This is a genomic window from Nonomuraea sp. NPDC050404 (assembly GCF_040655495.1).
Lineage (GTDB): Bacteria > Actinomycetota > Actinomycetes > Streptosporangiales > Streptosporangiaceae > Nonomuraea.
This window is the reverse complement of sequence record NZ_JBFAKB010000022.1, coordinates 39,039-57,817: the sequence shown is the minus strand read 5'-3', so window position 1 is coordinate 57,817 and position 18,779 is coordinate 39,039. Positions and strand designations below refer to the sequence as shown.

At 70.6% G+C, this 18,779-nt stretch carries 16 protein-coding genes; 12 read left to right on the top strand and 4 right to left on the bottom strand.

Annotated features, from left to right (window positions below; genetic code table 11):
- Positions 1-4 precede the first annotated feature (4 nt).
- The 6 genes from AB0I81_RS44580 to AB0I81_RS44555 all read left to right on the top strand — a co-directional run bounded on the left by AB0I81_RS44580 (position 5) and on the right by AB0I81_RS44555 (position 5,992).
- Positions 5-1,531: an ABC transporter substrate-binding protein gene (locus AB0I81_RS44580; RefSeq protein WP_360671035.1), complete on the top strand. Its 1,527-nt coding sequence runs from the start codon at positions 5-7 to the stop codon at positions 1,529-1,531.
- Positions 1,528-2,472, top strand: coding sequence for an ABC transporter permease (locus AB0I81_RS44575; RefSeq protein WP_360671032.1), 945 nt, complete (start codon positions 1,528-1,530; stop codon positions 2,470-2,472). The genes AB0I81_RS44580 and AB0I81_RS44575 overlap by 4 nt, the downstream gene beginning before the upstream one ends.
- On the top strand, positions 2,469-3,290 hold the full coding sequence (locus AB0I81_RS44570; protein ID WP_360671029.1) for an ABC transporter permease subunit: 822 nt from the start codon (positions 2,469-2,471) through the stop codon (positions 3,288-3,290). Before AB0I81_RS44575 ends, AB0I81_RS44570 begins: the two co-directional genes overlap by 4 nt.
- Positions 3,287-4,681, top strand: a complete 1,395-nt coding sequence (locus AB0I81_RS44565) for an ATP-binding cassette domain-containing protein (RefSeq protein WP_360671027.1) — start codon at positions 3,287-3,289, stop codon at positions 4,679-4,681. Before AB0I81_RS44570 ends, AB0I81_RS44565 begins: the two co-directional genes overlap by 4 nt.
- Positions 4,678-5,202, top strand: a complete 525-nt coding sequence (locus AB0I81_RS44560; RefSeq protein WP_360671024.1) for a GNAT family N-acetyltransferase — start codon at positions 4,678-4,680, stop codon at positions 5,200-5,202. The genes AB0I81_RS44565 and AB0I81_RS44560 overlap by 4 nt, the downstream gene beginning before the upstream one ends.
- 94 nt (positions 5,203-5,296) lie before the next feature.
- On the top strand, positions 5,297-5,992 hold the full coding sequence (locus AB0I81_RS44555) for a hypothetical protein (RefSeq protein WP_360671021.1): 696 nt from the start codon (positions 5,297-5,299) through the stop codon (positions 5,990-5,992).
- Between the two features lie 3 nt (positions 5,993-5,995).
- On the opposite strand, the gene AB0I81_RS44550 is transcribed toward AB0I81_RS44555, so the two are convergent.
- The 3 genes from AB0I81_RS44550 to AB0I81_RS44540 all read right to left on the bottom strand — a co-directional run bounded on the left by AB0I81_RS44550 (position 5,996) and on the right by AB0I81_RS44540 (position 7,972).
- Positions 5,996-6,208, bottom strand: coding sequence for a DUF397 domain-containing protein (locus AB0I81_RS44550; protein ID WP_360671018.1), 213 nt, complete (start codon positions 6,206-6,208; stop codon positions 5,996-5,998).
- A gap of 28 nt (positions 6,209-6,236) precedes the next feature.
- A complete protein-coding gene (locus AB0I81_RS44545; protein WP_360671016.1) occupies positions 6,237-6,785 on the bottom strand; it encodes a DUF5753 domain-containing protein in 549 nt (182 codons plus the stop codon).
- Between the two features lie 161 nt (positions 6,786-6,946).
- Positions 6,947-7,972 carry a LacI family DNA-binding transcriptional regulator gene (locus AB0I81_RS44540; protein ID WP_360671013.1) on the bottom strand — a complete coding sequence of 342 codons (1,026 nt, stop codon included), beginning with the start codon at positions 7,970-7,972 and terminating at the stop codon, positions 6,947-6,949.
- Between the two features lie 129 nt (positions 7,973-8,101).
- Here AB0I81_RS44540 and AB0I81_RS44535 point away from each other — a divergent pair, with 129 nt between their 5' ends.
- The 5 genes from AB0I81_RS44535 to AB0I81_RS44515 are packed head-to-tail and all read left to right on the top strand — an operon-like array spanning position 8,102 to position 14,894.
- Complete coding sequence (locus tag AB0I81_RS44535; protein ID WP_360671011.1) at positions 8,102-9,460, top strand: sugar ABC transporter substrate-binding protein; 1,359 nt, start codon at positions 8,102-8,104, stop codon at positions 9,458-9,460.
- Positions 9,457-10,350, top strand: coding sequence for a sugar ABC transporter permease (locus AB0I81_RS44530; RefSeq protein WP_360671009.1), 894 nt, complete (start codon positions 9,457-9,459; stop codon positions 10,348-10,350). The genes AB0I81_RS44535 and AB0I81_RS44530 overlap by 4 nt, the downstream gene beginning before the upstream one ends.
- Positions 10,347-11,189: a carbohydrate ABC transporter permease gene (locus AB0I81_RS44525; RefSeq protein ID WP_360671007.1), complete on the top strand. Its 843-nt coding sequence runs from the start codon at positions 10,347-10,349 to the stop codon at positions 11,187-11,189. The genes AB0I81_RS44530 and AB0I81_RS44525 overlap by 4 nt, the downstream gene beginning before the upstream one ends.
- 21 nt (positions 11,190-11,210) lie before the next feature.
- A complete protein-coding gene (locus AB0I81_RS44520) occupies positions 11,211-13,244 on the top strand; it encodes a sugar-binding domain-containing protein (protein WP_360671004.1) in 2,034 nt (677 codons plus the stop codon).
- 18 nt (positions 13,245-13,262) lie between these two features.
- Positions 13,263-14,894, top strand: coding sequence for a ricin-type beta-trefoil lectin domain protein (locus tag AB0I81_RS44515; RefSeq protein ID WP_360671001.1), 1,632 nt, complete (start codon positions 13,263-13,265; stop codon positions 14,892-14,894).
- Positions 14,895-15,017: 123 nt separating this feature from the next.
- Here AB0I81_RS44515 and AB0I81_RS44510 read toward each other — a convergent pair whose 3' ends face one another.
- Positions 15,018-15,596 (bottom strand): TetR family transcriptional regulator, encoded by a 579-nt coding sequence (locus AB0I81_RS44510; protein ID WP_360670998.1) that lies wholly within the window; start codon positions 15,594-15,596, stop codon positions 15,018-15,020.
- Positions 15,597-15,766: 170 nt separating this feature from the next.
- Here AB0I81_RS44510 and AB0I81_RS44505 point away from each other — a divergent pair, with 170 nt between their 5' ends.
- The gene (locus AB0I81_RS44505; protein WP_360670995.1) at positions 15,767-18,778 is read left to right on the top strand and encodes an AAA family ATPase; all 3,012 of its coding nucleotides are present in this window, start codon (positions 15,767-15,769) and stop codon (positions 18,776-18,778) included.
- Position 18,779: the final 1 nt, after the last annotated feature.

Here is an 18,779-nt window from a genome sequence, read left to right as displayed (position 1 = left end):
GGCCATGCGCCTAGACCGTCGTGCCTTCCTGTCCGCAACCGCGCTGGCCCTGGCCGGATGCGCCGCCCAGCCCACCGGCGGCGGCACCACGTCAACCCGGCCCGTCAGGGGCGGCAGGCTGCGGGCGGTGTTCGCGGGTGGCGGCGCCCAGGAGAGCCTGGACCCGCACCTGGCCAACCTGTTCCTTGAGGCGTCGCGGTCCAAGGCGATGTTCGACAAGCTCGCCGACTACGGGACCGACGTGGCGATCGTGCCGCGCCTGGCCTCCAAGTGGGAGTCCGACGCCAAGCTCACCACCTGGCGGATCACACTGCGCGAGGCCACCTTCCACGACGGCAGGCCGGTACGCGCCGCCGACGTCCTGCACAGCTACGCCCGCATCGCCGATGACAAGCGCACCTTCCGCGCCAAGGCGAACCTCGCCCTCATCGACCTCAAGAACAGCCGCGCCGTCGGGGACCGTACGGTGGAGTTCCGGCTTGAGCGCCCCTACGCCGAGTTCCCCAACGTGCTGGCGGCCTTCGGCGCCTACATCGTGCCCGAGGGAGCCGAGGACTTCAGCCGGCCGGTCGGGTCGGGGCCGTTCACGTTCGGCTCCTTCCAGCCGGGACGCTCGCTGCTGCTCAAGCGGAACCCGGACTACTGGGACGGCGCCCCGTACGTGGACGAGCTGGAGTACCTCATCGCCAACGAGGAGTCCGCCCGGGTGAACGCCGTGCTGGGCGGGCAGGCCGAGTACGCCCACGACCTGACCCCGGCCACCGCCCGCACCCACGAGCGCGGCGGCGCGATGTCGATCGTGCGGCTGAACAACAGCGGCATGCAGGCGTTCGCGATGAAGGTGGACCGGCCGCCGTTCGACGATCCCCAACTACGGCAGGCCATGTTCCTGCTGGCCGACCGGTCGCAGCTGATCGACAGCGTGCTGAGCGGGGCCGGGCAGGTGGGCAACGACCTGTTCGGCAAGGACTACCTCTACTACGCCGGGGACATTCCGCAACGCGTCCCCGACCTGGAGAAGGCCAGGTGGCTGATCGACAAGGCCGGGGCCAAGGGCATGAAGATCCAGCTCGACACCTCGGCGGCGGCCAGCGGCTTCCTTGAGGCGGCCAGCGTCTTCGCCGACCAGGCCAGACAGGCCGGGCTTGAGGTGACCGCGAAGGTCGGCAACAAGGACACCTACTGGGCCGACGTGCTGAACCAGGGCACCATCTGCTGCTACCGCTCCGGCGCCATGCCCATCGAGACCCACATCTCGCAGCGGCTGCTCACCGGCTCCACCACGAACGCCACCAAATGGGCCCGCCCCGAGTTCGACGCCCTCTACGACCAGGCCATCGCCAGCCCCGACGAGGCCAAGCGCCGCGAGCTGTACACGGAGATGCAACGCACGCTGCACGCCGAGGGCGGCTTCCTCATCTGGGGCTTCGCCGACTGGCTGCTCGGCGCCTCCCCCAGGCTGCGCGGCGTCGCCAACGCCCCCGCCAACACGCTCGACTGGGCCCGCTTCGACAAGGTCTGGCTGGGGTGAACCTGCTCCGTTACGCGGCGCGGCGGGTGTTGCTCGGCGCGGTGCAGGTCGTGGCGGTGTCCTCGCTGGTGTTCCTGCTGACCGAGGCGCTGCCCGGCGACGCCGCCGTCGTGCTGGCCGGCGACATCCCCGACGAGGAACGCATCGCCCAGATCCGCGCCGCCCTGGAGCTGGACCGGCCCGCCGTCGAGCGGTGGGCGGACTGGCTGGCGGGGCTGGTGAGCGGCGACCTCGGTGTCTCGCTGGTCTCCGGCCGGCCGGTGGCCGAGGTGCTGGGCGACGGCCTGCCGCCGACGCTCGTACTGGCCGGGCTGACGCTGCTGCTGCTCGTACCCGTCTCCGTGGCGGCCGGGGTGATCGCGGCGGTGCGGCAGGGCCGCCTGCTCGACCGGGTCATCACCACCGTGACGGTCGGCCTGTACTCGATCCCGGAGTTCGCGCTCGGGGTGGTGCTGGTCGCGCTGTTCGCCGTCCAGCTCGGCTGGTTCCCGCCGACGGCGGTCGGCGCGCCCGCCAACCTGCTGGAACAACCCGCCCTGCTGGTGCTCCCGCTGCTGGTGCTGCTCGCCAGGCCCGTCTGCTCGATCAGCCGTCTGGTACGCGCGGGCATGGTCGACGCGCTGGCCTCCGGCTACGTGGCGCATGCCGCCCGGCTCGGCCTGTCCCCCTGGCGGGTACGGCTGACGCACGCGCTGCCGAACGCCCTGGCCCCCGGCGTGCAACAACTCGCCAGGACCACGGACTGGCTGCTCGGCGGCGTGATCGTGGTGGAGTCGGTGTTCGTGATCCCCGGGCTCGGGACGCTGCTGAACGACTCGGTGGCGGCCAGGGACATTCCGGTGATCCAGGCGCTGTGCGTGGTGTTCGCGGCGACCACGGTGGTCGTCAACCTGGCCGCCGACCTGGGCGTTTACCGACTGGCACCGAGGAGCACACGATGAGGGCCGCCCGTGCCGGCAGCCGCACCCGGCCCGCCCGCGCCGCGAGCGCGGGGCTCCGCCGTGGACTCGGGGTGGTGCTGCTGGCCGTCCCGCTGGCGCTGGCGCTGGCCGGGCCGTGGCTGGCCGGGACGCCCGAGCCGCGCGGGGTGTCCTTCGCCACCGGGGGCCTGCTCGGCACCGACTTCGTCGGGCGGGACGTGTGGGAGCAGGTGCTGCTCGGCGGGCGTTCGGTGGTGGCGGTCGCGGCGCTGGCGACGGTGCTGGCGTACGCGGCCGGGGTGCCGCTGGGCATGGCGGCGGCGCTGGCCGGGCGGCGGTGGCTGGATGAGGTGCTGATGCGCCCGCTGGATCTGCTGCTGGCGATCCCGTCGTTGCTGCTGCTCATCATGCTGGCCACGCTGTTCTCGCCGGGTCCCGCCGCACTCGTGCTGATCGTGGCGCTGATCGCACTGCCCGAGGTGGTACGCGTCTCGCGGGCGGCGGCGCTGGAGGCGGCCGGCAGCACGGCCATGGAAGCCCTGCGGTTGCAGGGCGAGACGTGGTGGCGGCGCGCCATCGGCTACACCGGCCGCTCGATGCTCACCACACTGCTGGCCGACGTCGGCGTGCGCCTGGTCGGGGCGCTGTACCTGGTGGCCTCGGCCAGTTTCCTGGGCGTCGGCCTCGCACCGGACGCGAGCGACTGGGCGGTGATGGTGGACCGCAACAGGACCGGCCTGTTCCTGCAGCCGTGGGCGGTGGTGGTGCCCGCACTGCTGATCGTGGCCCTGTCCGTGGGCCTGAACCTGACCTTCGACCGGGCGGTGAAGCGGAAGTGATCCTCAAGGTGACGGACCTGCGGGCCGAGGCCGGCGGGCGTTCCCTGGTGGACGGGGTGTCCCTGGAGCTGGCGGCGGGTGAAGTGCTCGCGCTGGTGGGCGCCTCGGGCAGCGGCAAGACGACCACGGGCCTGGCCGTACTCGGCGAACACGCGCCGGGGGTGCGGGTCTCGGGCGAGGTGTGGCGTGCGCCGGGCGCGGTCGCCTACGTTCCCCAACACCCGTCCAGCGTGCTCAACCCGGTACGACGGGTCGGCGCGGTGCTCAAGGAGATCGCCCGCGCCCAGAGCGCCGGGGAGACCGGAGGCACCGGGGGCACTCGGGGTGTCGAGGAGCGGGTGCGAGAGGCGGCGCGGCGGGCCCGTCTACCAGCCGAACTGCTCCGGCGTTACCCGCACCAGCTCTCAGGCGGCCAGCAGCAACGGGTCGTACTGGCCCAAGCCCTGCTGCTCAACCCGGTCCTGATCGTCGCCGACGAGCCGACGACCGGCCAGGATGGGCTCATTCGCGGCGAGGTCATCGAGGAGTTCCGCAGGCTGCGCACGCAGGGCATCGCGCTCGTCCTCCTCAGCCACGACCTGGCCATGGTCCGCGCGCTGGCCGACCACGTGGCGGTCATGCACGCGGGCCGGGTCGTCGAATCAGGCCCGGCCGCCGGAGTCCTGGACCAGCCCCGCCACGACTACACCCGCCACCTCCTCGCCGCCCGCCTCACCCCACGGACCAGCGCAAGTACTCCGGGTGAACCTCTCATGGAGGTGCGGGACCTGGTGGCCGGGCATCGGCGCGCACCCGTACTCAAGGGAGTGAGCCTGAGCGCCGCCGCCGGCGAGTGCGTGGCCGTGGCCGGCAGGTCGGGCAGCGGCAAGACGACCCTCGCCCGCTGCGTGGCCGGCCTGCACCGCCCCACCTCCGGCACGGTGACGTTGAACGGCCGCCCGCTCCCCCGCCACCTCCCCACCAGGGCCCGCGACGTCCAGTACGTCTTCCAGGACGCCAAAGCCTCCTTCGACCCGTACCGGAGCGTGTCCGCCCAGGTCGCCCGCACCGCCGTACGGCTACGCGGCGCCGCCCCGGACGAAGCGGCGACGCGGGCGCGGGCGATGCTGGAACGAGTCGGCCTCGACGAGGACACGGCGGCCCGCCGACCGGCCGCGCTGTCCGGCGGCGAACTCCAGCGCGCCGCCCTCGCCCGCGCCCTGCTCGCCGAGCCGAAGGTCCTGATCTGCGACGAGATCACCTCCGGCCTGGACGCCCTCGTCCAGGCCGCCATCCTCGACCTGCTCGACGACCTGCGCCGCGACCTCGGGCTCACGGTACTGCTCATCAGCCACGACCCGGACGTGGTGACCAGACTCGCCGACCGCGTCCTACACCTGGAGGCCCCATGAACCCCTACACCGTCCGCCCCGCCGAAAAGCACGACCTGGAGGGCGCGCGGCAGGTCATGCTCGACACGTTCTACCGCGAGTTCGGCTACGGCTACCAGCCTCAATGGCACTGGGACGTGATCGACCTCGAAGGCACGTACCTGCTACCGGAGCGCCACACCCTCATCGTGGCCCTGCACGGCGACCAGGTGGTCGGCACCACGGCCATCCGCGCGGGCGGCCCGAAGACCCCGCCGCACCCGGAATGGCTGGCCAAGCGTTACCCGGACGACGACACGGCACAACTCTTCCGCGTGTACGTGGCCCCGCCCCACCGCAGGCACGGCCTGGCCCGCGAGATGGTCACCCAGGCCCGCCACTTCGTCGCCGCTCAGGGCTACCGTGCTCTCTACCTGCACACGGACACCCGCGTGGAGGGCGCGGAGAAGTTCTGGAGTTCCCTGGCCGAACCCGTCTTCGACGCCCGCGACGGCGACCCGGAACACTTCCAGACCGTGCACTTCGAAATCGCTCTGCCGTAGTACGCTCGCGAAGATCATTCCCAGCGAGAGGCCGCCAATGTTGCGTGTCCTGGCGATTCTGGCGGCCACCGCGCCGAACTTCTTATCCGTCTTTATGATCCGGGAGTTCGGCTGGTTCGCCTACGAGCCACCGCAGCCGGACCCACTGGAGGTCGCGGTCGCGATGGTCGCCCGCTACGCGATGGACCTCCTGCCGGTCGTGCTGGCGTTCCTCGCGCTCTGGGCGCCGCGCCGGCTCCCGAAAGTAGGCGCGGCCGCCGCCGCGTTGGCGCTGGTGTGCAGCGCGCTCCTGCTCACCACCGACTGGGAAACCGACGCATGGGTGATCATGTCCTGCCATGCGGTCACCGTCGTCGCCCTGCTGCGGACCCGCGCGGAGCAGGGGGTACCACGGCAGCGGGCGGTCGTCTGGAGCGTCGTCGTCCTGCTCGCGGTGGGCCAGACCCTGGTCAGGACCTACGCCTACGACTCCGGCGTGCTCGCCTGCTGGTCGCAGCTCAAGGGCACGTGGGCGTTGGCCGCCATGCACCTGGACACCGCCCACTTCTCCTCCTACTGGCTCAGCGTGGCGGCGATCGGCGCGGTGCTCGCCGGACACCGGGGCGCGCCGTTCTTCGGCCTGGTGCTACTGGTGCCCGCGCTGTTCCATCCGGTGGCCTGGTACCTGTCGGGCTCGGGGCACACCTGCTCCAGCACCCTGGCGCTGTTCGACTGGCCGTTCCTGATCGCGGGCGTGCTGGCACTGCTCTCCCACGTCCGTCGGATCGACCAACCCGTTGAGCCACACTAGATGTCAGGGAAGTTCGAATTCCCTCTTGCTCACACCATCCAGGAACGCGTCCCACTCCCGATGGTCGAAAACCAGCACAGCGCCATCAGGGTTCTTGCTGTCACGTACAGCCACGATGCCTGGCAAGTTGAGAGCGACCTCCACACATGCCCCACCCTGGCCGTTGCTCTTGGCAGCCTTGCGCCAGACGGCACGGGACAGGTCCTGCTGCGCCATCCCGTATCTCCTTCTCTTAACGCGTTCGCTACTGACGGAGGTCACGCGTGGCCTGCTCGATGAGCGAACAGGATTCGCTTACTGAGAGAGCCGAGGCGCGTAGGTGATCGAACTTTTGTGCATATCGCCCCACTTCTTGCGCTTTCTCCAGATAAAGCGTACCTGTGTGGTACTCGATGTACACGATGCTGGGGTCAGACGGCTCGAAGCTCAGCATGTGAAATGCCCCGTCCATCGAGGGATGTGCGCCGGCCGCGAACGGAAGCACTTGAAGCGTGACATTGGGCAGCTTCGCAACCTCAAGCAGCCGTTCGAGCTGTGCACGCATGACGCCAGGACCACCCACCACGCGTCGGATGACGGCTTCGTTCACCACCATCCACAGCGCTGGAGCACCCTCGCCGGCAAGGAGTTTCTGCCGGGTCAGGCGTACGGTTACCTGTTGCTCGATGTCCCGCTCAAGAGCGTCCACGAGTGTGGCTCGGTGGACCTCGCGAATGTAGTCCTCGGTCTGCACCAGCCCGGGAACGAGCTCCACATGGGTATCACCGGCCCCGATGACGACCCGGTCCGGCATGCGGTGCGGCCTGGAACGGTCGTCAGCCTTTGCGGAATCGACGTTCGCAGGCTCAACGGATACATCCTGCCATTCGCTCCTGCACCATCCGGAGTCTGCTCCGACTGTCGTGAGCTGGCAGTGGCTTAGAAGGGACAGCCTGCGCTTCCACCACGCCACCACTAAGTACCCACGTTCTCCCCCGCCGTGCTCTCCCTGACGATCAGCCGGTGGGGTGCGACGATCTCCGTGGAGGCGCCTGTCGTGCCGTCGATCGACTTCAGCAGGGTGTCCACGGCCCGGCGGGCGATCTCCGCCTTGTCCGGGGCGATTGTGGTCAGGCTGACCGTGCTGTACTGGCCCTCCTCGATGTCGTCCATTCCGACCACCGCCACGTCCTCGGGGATGCGGCGGCCCGCTCTGGTCAGTGCGCGGATCGCGCCCAGGGCGAGCAGGTCGTTGTAGCAGAAGACCGCGTCCGGCGGGTCGGGCAGGGCCAGCAGCCGTTCCATGGCCTCGGCGCCCAGGCGGCGGTGGAAGTGCGAGGTGGTCATGATCAGCTCCTCGTGCACCTCCAGGCCGGCTCGGGCGTGTGCCTGGCGGTAGCCGGAGGTGCGGAGCTGGGCGGTCTCGCCGGTCGCGTACGGCTGGTCGCCGATGGCGGCCACCCGGCGGCGGCCCAGGTCCAGCAGGTGCGTGGTGGCCTCGCGGGCGGCGGCCACGTTGTCGATGGCGACGTGGGAGAAGTTGCCGTGGTAGATGTGCTCGCCGAGCAGCACGATCGGGATGCGGTTGGCCCGTTCGCGTAGTTCGTCGGCGGTGACGGAGAGCGGGCTGAGCACCAGACCGTCGAACATGGTGGCGCGGGAGTCGCGGCCGAGCAGTTCGCGTTCCCGGTCGCCGTCGCCGTCGGTCTGGTCGACCATGACCACGTAGCCGTGGGCGCGGGCGGCCGTGATCACCTCGCGGGCCAGCTCGGCGAAGTACGGCACGTCCAGCTCGGGCACCACGAGCGCGATCATCCCCGTACGCCCCTGCTTGAGGTTGCGGGCGATGAGGTTGGGGCGGTAGTCGAGCTCGTCGAGCGCCACCTGCACCCGGGCGCGCAGTTCGTCGGAGACCGGCGCGTAGCCGTTGACCACGTTGGAGACCGTGCGGATGGACACGTTCGCCCGCTTGGCGACGTCACGCAGCGTTGTACCGGCCATGCGTCTCCTATACCTCGGACGGCTGGTTCTCGATAGATCCTAGACCGCTCTTGCATCGTTGCAGAAGCGTGTGCATGATGTCTGCATCGTTGCAGAGCCTTCACATCGCTGTCCGGCGAGGAGTGGAAGATGACTACATCCCCCATCGGCCGTCGTGGTCTGCTCAAGGGAGCACTCGGCCTCGGCGCGCTCGCCGCCACGGGGTCGCTGGCCGCGTGCGCGCCCCCTGGCGGAACCAGCGCGCAGCCCAGCAAGCTCACCGTGTCCGCCACCGAGGCCAAGGGTGAGATCACCATCTGGAACCGGTCGGGCGACCTGTTCAAGGTGTTCGACGCCGCGATCGGCGAGTTCCGCAAGGCCCACCCGAACGTCAAGGTGAACCACCAGGCGGTGGACATCGACGCCAAGCTGACCAACACGCTGATCAGCGGCACCGACGTGCCCGACGGCAGCTTCTGGGACGACGCCAAGATCGGCGGGCAGGCGGAGCACCTGTTCGACCTGACGGACCTGATCGCGCCGTACAAGGAGCAGACCTCGGCGTACAAGCTGTCGGTGAACACCGTCGGCGGCAAGATCTACGGCGTGCCCTGGGACCTGGATCCCGGGTTGTTGTGGTACCGCGAGGACATCCTGGACAAGGCCGGGGTCGATCCGGCGAGCCTGGCCACGTACGACGACCTGCTCGAAGCGGCGCGGACCGTCCGGGAGAAGGACCCCAAGACCAGGCCCATCCACCTGGAGAAGACGCCGTTCCTGAGCCAGCTCTGGCTGGAGATGCTGGCGGGCCAGCAGGGCACCAGCCTCACCGACGCGCAGGGCAAGTTGCGGCTGGACTCGCAGGAGTACCGGCGGATCTTCACCTGGATCCAGACGGCGGTCAAGGACGGGCTGGTCACGCACGCCCCCTACCTGGAGCCCGCCGACGTCAACACGCTCGACAACGGGCAGCAGGTCTTCGTGCCGTGGGCGATCTGGTGGTCGTTCGCGCCGCAACAACTGCTCAAGAGCACCAAGGGCAAGTGGCGGGCCGCGCCGCTGCCGGCCTGGACGCCGGGCGGCGCGCGCAGCGGCGCGATGGGCGGCAGCAGCTTCGTCATCCCCGCCAAGGCGAAGAACCCGGAGCTGGCCTGGTTGTTGTATGAGTTCCTGTGCTTCAAGGAGCCCGGCTACACCGCCGTGTACGGCCCCAACGACGTCTACCCCGGCGGCCTGTCCACCTCGATCCCCAGCTACACCCCGGCGGCCGACCCCGCCAAGCCGCTGTTCAAGCCCATCGAGGCGCTCGGCGGCCAGGACCTGTGGAAGGTCGCCGTGGAGGCCGGCGCCACCATCCCGGCCGCCGCGCCCATCCCGTGGTGGTTCGCCCAGTCGGTGGACTACCTCGGCGACAACATGCAGCGCCTGATGGAAGGCAAGATGTCGCCTGACCAGGTGATCTCCGACTCCGCCGAGAAGATCCAGAAGAACCTGATCGACCGCTCATGAGATCCGTAAGGCTGACCCCGTACCTGCGTTCCGCGCGGCTTTCGCCGTACGTCTTCATCGCCCCGTTCTTCGTGGTCTTCGCCGCGTTCGGGGTCTATCCGCTGATCTACGCCCTGCAGCTCAGCTTCATGCGCTGGCGGGGCGGGAGCGTGGCCCGCTGGGTCGGCCTGGACAACTACCTGTACCTGCTGACCAGCCCCGACTTCTGGGCCTCGCTCGGCAACAGCGCGATCATGTGGCTGCTCATCGTGCCGATCCAGATCATCGCCGGGCTGGCCGGCGCGGTCCTGCTGGCCAACGCCAAGCTGAGGCTGCGCGGCTTCTTCCGGGTGGCGTTCATCGCGCCGTTCGTGACCCCGCTGGTGGCCATGGCGCAGGTGTGGATCGTGGTGTTCGACCAGGACTACGGGCTGGTCAACTACCTGCTCAACCTGGTGGGCCTGCCGGACGTGGGCTGGCTGACCTCCACGGCCTGGTCCAAGCCGACGCTGGCGCTGCTGTTCCTGTGGAAGACCACCGGGTTCGCGATCATCATCCTGCTCGCGGGCCTGCAGGCCGTGCCCGGCGGCGTGTACGAGGCCGCCTCCCTCGACGGCGCCTCCCGCCGGCGCCAGTTCTGGTCGATCACCATGCCCCTGGTACGCCGCAGCATGGCGTTCCTGGTGGTCATCCAGACCCTGGCCGTCTTCCAGATGTTCGCCGAGCCGTTCGTGGTCACCGAGGGCGGCCCGTACGGCTCCACCACCACCGCGGGCCTCTACCTCTACGACCACATCACCGCCTCCGACCTGGGCACCGGCGCCGCGAACTCGTTCCTGCTGGTCCTGCTGGTCTTCGGTCTGTCGATGGTCTCGGTCAGGATGTTGCGCCCGAAGGACGAGGTCTCATGAACCACCCCAAGCCGGGCATAGCCCAGTACGCGGTGCTGGCCCTGCTCGCGATCGTGTTCCTGTACCCGATCTGGTGGGCGGTCAGCTCCTCCTTCAAGCCCGCCGCCGAGATCATCGCCAGCCCGCTGTCGATCGGCGAGCTGACCCTGGACAACTACCGGGCCATGTTCGCCGACGTGCCGATCGGCACCGGGTTCGCCAACACGGCGCTGGTGCTGGCGGTCAAGGGCGCGATGACGATGTTCTTCTGCCCGCTGGCCGGCTACGCCTTCGCCAAGTACGAGTTCCCGCTGAAGAACCTGCTGTTCGGCGTGGTCATGCTGACGCTGATGTTGCCGACGCTGGTGCTCATCATCCCGCTGCTGCTGGAGATGAGCGCGCTGGGCTGGGTGAACACGTACCAGGCGCTGATCCTGCCGGGCAGCATCGACGCGTTCAGCATCTTCTGGATGCGGCAGACGATCGCCGCCATCCCGAACGAGCTGATCGACGCCGGGCGGGTGGACGGGGCCGGCGAGTTCGGCATCTTCTACAAGGTCGTGCTGCCGGTCATCCGCCCGGGACTCGCCGCGCTGGCCGTGCTGACCACCATGAACGTCTACAACGACTTCGTCTGGCCGGTCGTCGCCGTCAACGACACCGCGCACCAGACCCTCCAGGTGGTGCTGTCCACGCTGGCCCAGAACGTCACCGGCAACCGGATCGGCGCCGACTTCGCCACCGTCTGGGGCGAACTGCTGGCCGCGGGGAGCATCGCCATGCTGCCGCTGCTGGTGATCTTCGTACTGCTGCAGCGCCACTTCATCAACGGCATCCTCGCGGGCAGCGTCAAGGGCTGACCCCTCATGAAAGAGAGCACCATGGAATACCCCCGGCCCCACTTCGACCGCTCGCACACCTGGGCGAGCCTGAACGGCGACTGGGACTTCCGGGCCGACACCGACCCGGACTGGAACCGGACCATCACCGTGCCCTTCGCCTGGGAGACCCCCGCGTCCGGCATCGGGGCGCACTGGTTGCCGCTGGCCTGGTACCGCCGCCGTTTCACGGTCCCGGCCGGCTGGGCGGGGCAGCGGGTCGTGCTGCAGTTCGGGGCCGTGCACCACGAGGCCACCGTCTGGGTGAACGACGTCGAGGTGGCCACCCACCGGGGCGGTTACACGCCGTTCGAGGCCGACGTCACCGCCGCGCTGCACGCGGACGGGGAGCAGGAGGTCGTCGTACGGGTCTCCGCGCCGCAGGACAAACGGGAGATCGCGCACGGCAAGCAGCGCAGCATCCCGCGCGACGACTTCGACGGCGTGTGCTTCACCCCCTCCTCGGGCATCTGGCAGAGCGTCTGGCTGGAGGCCAGGCCCGCCACCCACCTGGCCGGGCTGAAGCTGCGCCCGTCGGAAGGGCTGGACGCCGTCGAGGTCGAGGCCAAGGTGACCGGCCCGGCCATAAAAGAGGCGGTGCTGCGGCTCAGGCTGCGCGGTATGGACACCACGGTCGAGGTTCCGGTCGCGGACGGCCTGGCGAGGGCCGTGATTCCCGTCGGCGAGCCAAGGTTGTGGTCGCCGGAGGACCCGTACCTCTACCACGTGGACGCCACGCTGACCTCGGCCGACGGCAGCGACCAGGTGGCGGCCTACACCGGGTTGCGCAGGATCGAGGTGATCGGCGAGGAGTTGTTCCTCAACGGCCGCCGGCTGTTCGTGCGCGGCGTGCTGGATCAGGGGTACTGGCCGCGTACCGGGATCACCGCGCCCGACGACGACGCGCTGGTCCACGACCTGCAGCTGGCCGCCGACGCGGGCTACAACCTGGTGCGCAAGCACCTCAAGCTGGAGGATCCCCGCTTCGTCCACCACGCCGACCGGCTCGGCATGCTGGTGTGGGCCGAGCCCGCCGCGACCGGCCGTTTCTCGGCGGAGTCGGTGGCGGCCTTCGAGGAGCAGATCGCGCCCATGGTGGAGCGCGACGGCAACTCCCCGGCGATCGTCATCTGGGGGCTCTACAACGAGGAGTGGGGCCTGGACTGGGACATTCCCGGCGACCCGGCCAAGCAGGAGGCGGCGGCGCGGGCGTACGACCTGCTCAAAGCCCTCGACCCGAGCAGGCCGGCGGTGGAGAACTCCGGCTGGACCCACGTGAAGACCGACCTGCTCGACTGGCACTACTACGACGAGTCCGCCGCCTCCTGGGGCAGGACGGTGGCCGCGCTGCTCGACGGCACGCAGGACGACTTCCCGGTCAAGCTCGGCCCCGACTTCGTCGTGCGCAAGAAGCTCGCCGCCACCCCTGACCAGCCGCTGCGCGGGCTGCCCAACCTCAACAGCGAGTACGGCGGCGGCCACACGGGCGTCGATCGCGCCTGGCACCTGCGCTGGCAGACCCAGGAGCTGCGCCGCCACGACCGCCTGGCCGGCTACGTCTACACCGAGTTGTACGACATCGAGCACGAGTCCGCCGGCCTGCTGGACTTTGAACGCCGGGCCAAGGACCTGTCCGGCGTGGACCCGGCCGACGTGAACGCCATGACCACGCTCGTGCTCGACGTCGTGCCCGTCGCGCCCGGCCGCGACCTGCTGGCCGAATCGCGCGAGGTGAGCGTGCCGGTGCGCGTCTCGCACCACGGCGGCGAGCCGGTCGGCGGCCACCTGCACACCGTCTGGACCCCGGTCTTCCGTCCCGCCCCCGCCGAGCCCGGCGCTCAGGGGCCGTGGATCGAGGCCAAGCCGTTCCTGCTCAGCGGCCCGGCCGACGTGCGCGCCGAACTGCCGGCCGGCTGGACGAGCGGGCGCCTGCACCTGGCCCTGGTCAGCGACGGCGCCGTGGTGGCCCGCTCGGCCGTGGACGTGGACACCTTCACCAAGTTCGTCATCGGAGACAACCGCGAGAACAGCCGATAGATCTAAGGAGAGCAGAACGTGCAAATCACACCCCCGGCGCGGCTTCTGACCGCGTTAGCCCTGATCGCCACCTGTCTGGGAGGGCTGGCCGGCCCCGCGTCGGCGGCCCCCGCAGGTCAGGTGCTCTACTCGCCGAACCTGACCACCTTCCCGCAGGGTGACGCCAGCTACCCGCGCGCGGTCAGGCTCGACCACGACGGCTCACCGAACGAGACGATGCTGGCCACGTACGCCCGCCGTGGCCACAACGCGCCCGCCTCGGTCCCGATCCACCGCAGCACCGACGGCGGGCGCACCTGGTCGGCGAACCCGATCTCCACCGTCACCTCCCACACGCCCGGCTGGGGCATCGGGGCGCCGGTCCTGTACGAGGTTCCGCGCACCGCGAACGGCCTCAACCAGGGCGACCTGCTGGCGGCCGGGACCGCCTGGGTGGACGGCGACTACACGACCCAGAAGGTCGAGGTGTTCAAGAGCACCGACCACGGCGCGACCTGGACGTACCTGTCCAACTGCACGCAGACCAGCGGCCTGCCCGACACGATCGGGCACGGCATCTGGGAGCCGTGGTTCCTGCTGGCCCCCGACAACACCCTGGCCTGCTTCATCTCCGACGAGCGGCCCGCGAACAGCGCCACGAACAACCAGGTCATCGGCCACTACACGTCCACGAACGGCGGCCAGTCGTGGAGCGCCACGATGACCCAGGACGTGGCCTTCCCGAACGACAACCTGGCCAGGCCGGGCATGTCGATCGTGACGGGGCTGCCGAACGGGACGTTCCTGATGGCGTACGAACTGTGCAGGGACGCCACCGACGCCGACCACGCCTGCGAGGTGTACGTCAAGACCAGCTCCAACGGCCTGAACTGGGGCTCCGGGGCGGGCACGCTGGTGCGCACGTCGGACCAGCGGGAGTTGCTGCACACTCCGTACGTCGCCTGGCTGCCGGGCGGCGGCCCCAACGGCACGCTGCTGATGTCGGGTCAGCGCGTGGTGGCGGGCCCGACCGGCAACAAGACCGTGCTCGGCGAGTCCGGCCAGGTGTTGTTCGCCAACACCAACCTGGGCCAGGGCGCGTGGACCGAGATCGAGGCCCCGGCGCTCACCTCGCCCACCGGCGGATACAACCCGGGCGAACCGTCCTGCCCCGGCTACAGCTCCCCGATCGTGCCCGCGGCGAACGGCACCGAGTTCCTCTACCTGACCGCCACGCACCTGACGGGCAACCAGTGCGCGGTCAGGTACGGCCGCGGCACGCTGCCGGGGAACGCGGGCCAGCTCACCGGGGTCGGTGGCAAGTGCCTGGACGTGGACACCAACACCAACGCCAACGGCAGCGCCGCCCAGCTCTGGGACTGCGGCGTCGCGACCGGCCAGCGCTGGTCCACGCACCCGGACGGCACCCTGCGAGCTTTCGGGAAATGTCTGGACATCGACGCGAACGGCACCGCCAACTTCACCAAGGTCCAGCTCTGGCAGTGCAACACGAACGGCGGCCAGAAGTGGACGCACCGCGCCGACGGCTCCCTGTTCAACCCGCAGTCGGGCAGGTGCCTCGACGTCCCGGGAGGCGCCACGGCCAACGGCACAAAACTCCAGATCTACGACTGCAACGGACTCTCTCCGCAGAAGTGGATCCGTCTCTAAAAGATGATCTTTTACGCGGTGCCGTGGCTTACCACCCACCGCACTCCGGCTGACGGCCTTCCAGGAAACGGCCGCTGACCCTTCCCCGGTGGCCCGCCGTAACGCGAGCCCACAGTTGCCCGGTTACGTGAACGGGCGGGCCATCTGGGCAAGGGTCTCGGTGATGACCTCGGTCAGCGTACGGGCCTCGCTCTCCTCCGTCCACACGTGCGAGGCCACCCGCAACGTCACCAGAAAGGCCGCCGCCAGCACCCGGGCCGGCACCTCTCCCGGCCGCTCCGCGATCGCCTCGGCCAGGTCGCGCTCCAGCTCCGCGTGGTTGGCCAGTTGCCTGGCCAGCAGCGAGGGGTGCCGCTTGGCCAGGCGGGTGCGCTGCGCCCACTCCCGCTCGGGCTCGCCGATCTGGCGTTGCAGGTCCTCGATCGAGTCGCTCAGCGCCTGCCAGGCCGGCAGTTCGGGCGGCTGTGCGCGTACCTGCTCCACCAGGGCCTTGAAGCGCTGCTCCTCGCCGTAGAGCAGCGCGTCCTCCTTGGAGGAGAAGTAGTTGGAGAACGTGCGGCGCGAGATGTTGGCCGCGTCGGCGATCGCCTCGACCGTGACGTCGTCGAGCCCGTGCTCGACCACGAGCCGCAGCGCCGCCTCGTGCACGGCCTGACGGGTCTCGGCCTTCTTGCGTTCGCGCAGCCCTACCGTGGTCTCCATAGCTCCACCAGCCTACCGTCGCGGGGTGTGCGAGCCCCGGCTGCGGTCAGGGCTCGCACAAGATCATTATGCCGTGTAATGGATCTTGAAATATCCGTGGACGAATCAGAGAGAAGCCAGCACACTCGCGGGGTGAATGCAGAGAACCTGCCACTGTTACGGAGACCCCGATGGCAAGCCTGGCTTCTCCTGCGCTGGTCGGGCGCGACGCCCAGCTTCGATTACTTCTCGCCGCCATCACCGGCCCGCCCGCCGTCACCCAGGTGCAGGGCGAGGCGGGAATCGGCAAGACCAGCCTCGTCAGAGCCGCGATCGACCTGCTGGAATCCAGCCGGCGACCCGACTCCCCGCCCGACACGCTGGACCTCAGCCGGCGGTCCGACTCCCCGTCCGGCCTGACCCACGACGCGCGAACCGTGCTGCTCGGTCACTGTCACCAGATTCGCGAGCCCTTCCCCTACGGCCCCGTGTTCGACGCGCTGCGCCACATCGCCGCCGCCCTGCCCGGCCGCGACCTGCTCAGCCCGGTCACCGGAGTGCTGCGCGGCTACCTGCCCGAACTGGCCGGCCACCTGCCGCCCGCCCCCTCGCCGCCACCCCTGGACGACCCCCGGGCCGAGCGGCACCACCTCTTCCGCGCGGTGCACGCGCTGCTGGACGCGGCCGGGGCGGTCGTGCTCGTCGTGGAGGACCTGCACTGGGCCGACGACGGCACCCGCGACCTGCTGCGCTTCCTCACCGACCAGCCGCCGCAGGGGCTGGCGCTGGTGGTGACCTTCCGCCGGGAGGAGCTGCCGGTGGCCGGGCTGCCGTTCGGGCACGCCTACCGCCGCCCGCCCGGGGTGCGCAGCGAGGTGATCTCACTGACGCCGCTCGACGTCGAAGGGGTACGCAGCCTGGCCGGGGCGCTGCTCAAGTCGGCCCCCACCACGGCCTTCGCCGCCAAGCTGCACGAGCGTACGGCCGGGGTGCCGTTCGTGATCGAGGAGGTGGTGCGCTCACTGCTCGACGACGAGGGCCGCCTGCCCGAACCCGACGACCGCGTACGCCGCTCGCCCGAGCCCGAGGCCCTCGATCGCATGGCCGTGCCGGTGCTGCTGCGCGAGGCGATGGCCGAACGCCTCACCGGGCTGTCACCGGCCGCCCTGCGCACCGTCCACGCCGCCGCCGTCCTCGGCCTGCCCGCCGAAGAACCACTGATCAACGCCGTCTCCGGCCGAGAGCCCGGGGAGGCGGGGCTGAGTGAGGCGTTGCAGGCCGGAGTGTTGCGGGAGCATCAGGACGGCCAGTACGGCTTCCGCCACGCCCTCGCCCGGCAGGCCGTCTACGACGCCATCCCCGGCCCCGAGCGCCGCCTCACCCACCGGCGGGCCATGACCGCCCTGGCCGCGCTCGACCCGCCACCCCTGGTCCAGCTCGCCCACCACGCCCGCCACGCCGGCGACTTCGCCGCCTGGCAGCGGCACGGCAGCACCGCCGCCGAGCACGCCGCCGCGATCGGCGACATCCCGCTGGCCGTGGAGCTGCTCGAAGGGCTGCTGGCCGACCCGAAGCTGCCCCGCGAGGCCCGGGGCCCGCTGGCGTTGCGGCTCAGCAGGGTCGCCGCGATCGGCCTGGCGCACCGCCGCGTCGTACGCATCCTGCGCCACCTGCTCTCCGACGACTTCCTGTCCCGCCGGGCACGTGGCGAGGCCCGGCTCAACCTCGGCGTGCTGCTGTCCAACCAGGCCGGCGCGATCACGGCGGGCCGTCAGGAGATCCTGGCCGCCCTGCCCGACCTGGCCGACAGCCCCTGCCTGGCCGCCCGGGGGCTGGCGTTGCTGGCGATGCCCGTGTGGGGCGGCGAGCCGCTGGCCATGCACGAGGAGTGGATGGCGCAGGCGGAGAAGCTGCTGATCGAGGACCAGGATCCGGAGCTGACCGCCGCCGTGCTGGCGAACAAGGTCAGCATGGCCATGCTCGTCGGGTCGCGGGAGGCGTTCGAGCTGGCCGGCACGCTGCCGGTGAACGACCCGTCCGCCGCCGTACGCAGGCAGGTGGCGCGCGGCTACTCCAACCTGTACGACGCCGCCCTAGCCCTCGGCCACTACGCCGCCGCCGCGCGGTTCGGAGACCAGAGCAGGCGCGTCGCCGAGGAGACCGGCGCGCTGTACCCGGTGTTCCTGGTGGAAATGTCCTCGGTCCGGCTCGACCTGCTGACCGGCCGCTGGGACGGCCTGCGCGAACGGGCGACGGCGGCCGTGGAGATGACGTACGAGGCGCCGCTGCTGGCGGTGGAGGCCCGGCTCGCGCTCGGCGTGCTGGCCCTGGCCAGGGGCGAGTGGGAGGAGGCCGGCCAGCACCTGGAGGCGGCCGGGGTGCGGGACCTGGACTCGGGGTTCCTGCCGGTCGCCGTGGCGGGGTCGAGCGGGCTGGTCGAGCTGCACCTGACCAGGGGCGCGCTGGAACCGGCGCTGGCGGCGGCCGACCTGGCGGTGACCCGGCTGCGGCGCAAGGGCGTGTGGGTGTGGGGCGACCAGCTCGTCCCCGCCGCCGTCGCCGCACTGCTCAAGGCCGGGCGGCCCGGGGCGGCGGCGGGGCTGGTGGCCGAGTTCGCTGCGGGCATCGAGGGCAGGAACGCGCCCTCGGCGCACGCGGGACTCGACCTGGCCAGGGGCGCGCTGGCCGGCGATGCGGGGGCCTTCGAGGAGGCGGCCCGGTGTTACGCACGGGCGCGGGCGGCGTACCTGGTGATGCCGCGCCCGTACACGGCGGCCCGGGTGGCCGAGTCGGAGGCATCCGTTCACCTGAAGCTCTCCGGGCGGGAGCGGGCCGCCGAGTTGATCGCGGAGGCGGGTGAGCGGTATGCCGTGCTGGGCGCCACCCACGACGCCGCCCGCTGCCGCCGCCTGCTGCGGGAGCTCGGCCCCGTACTACGGGAGCTGGGTCCCGGCAGGCCCGCCGCCCGCCGGGGCAGGCGGGCGGGCGGCGGGGTGTTGTCGCCGCGCGAGAGCGAGGTGGCCAGGCTGGTCGCGCTCGGGCGGACGAACAGGGAGATCGCCGAGGTGCTGTTCCTGTCCCAGCGCACCGTGGACACACACGTGGCGCGCGTGCTGCAGAAGCTGGGCGTGCGCACCCGGGCGGAGGTGAGAGAGCCCCGGCCGGAGAGCCGGCCGGGGCCCGTCACCCCCGAGTCCCCGTAGG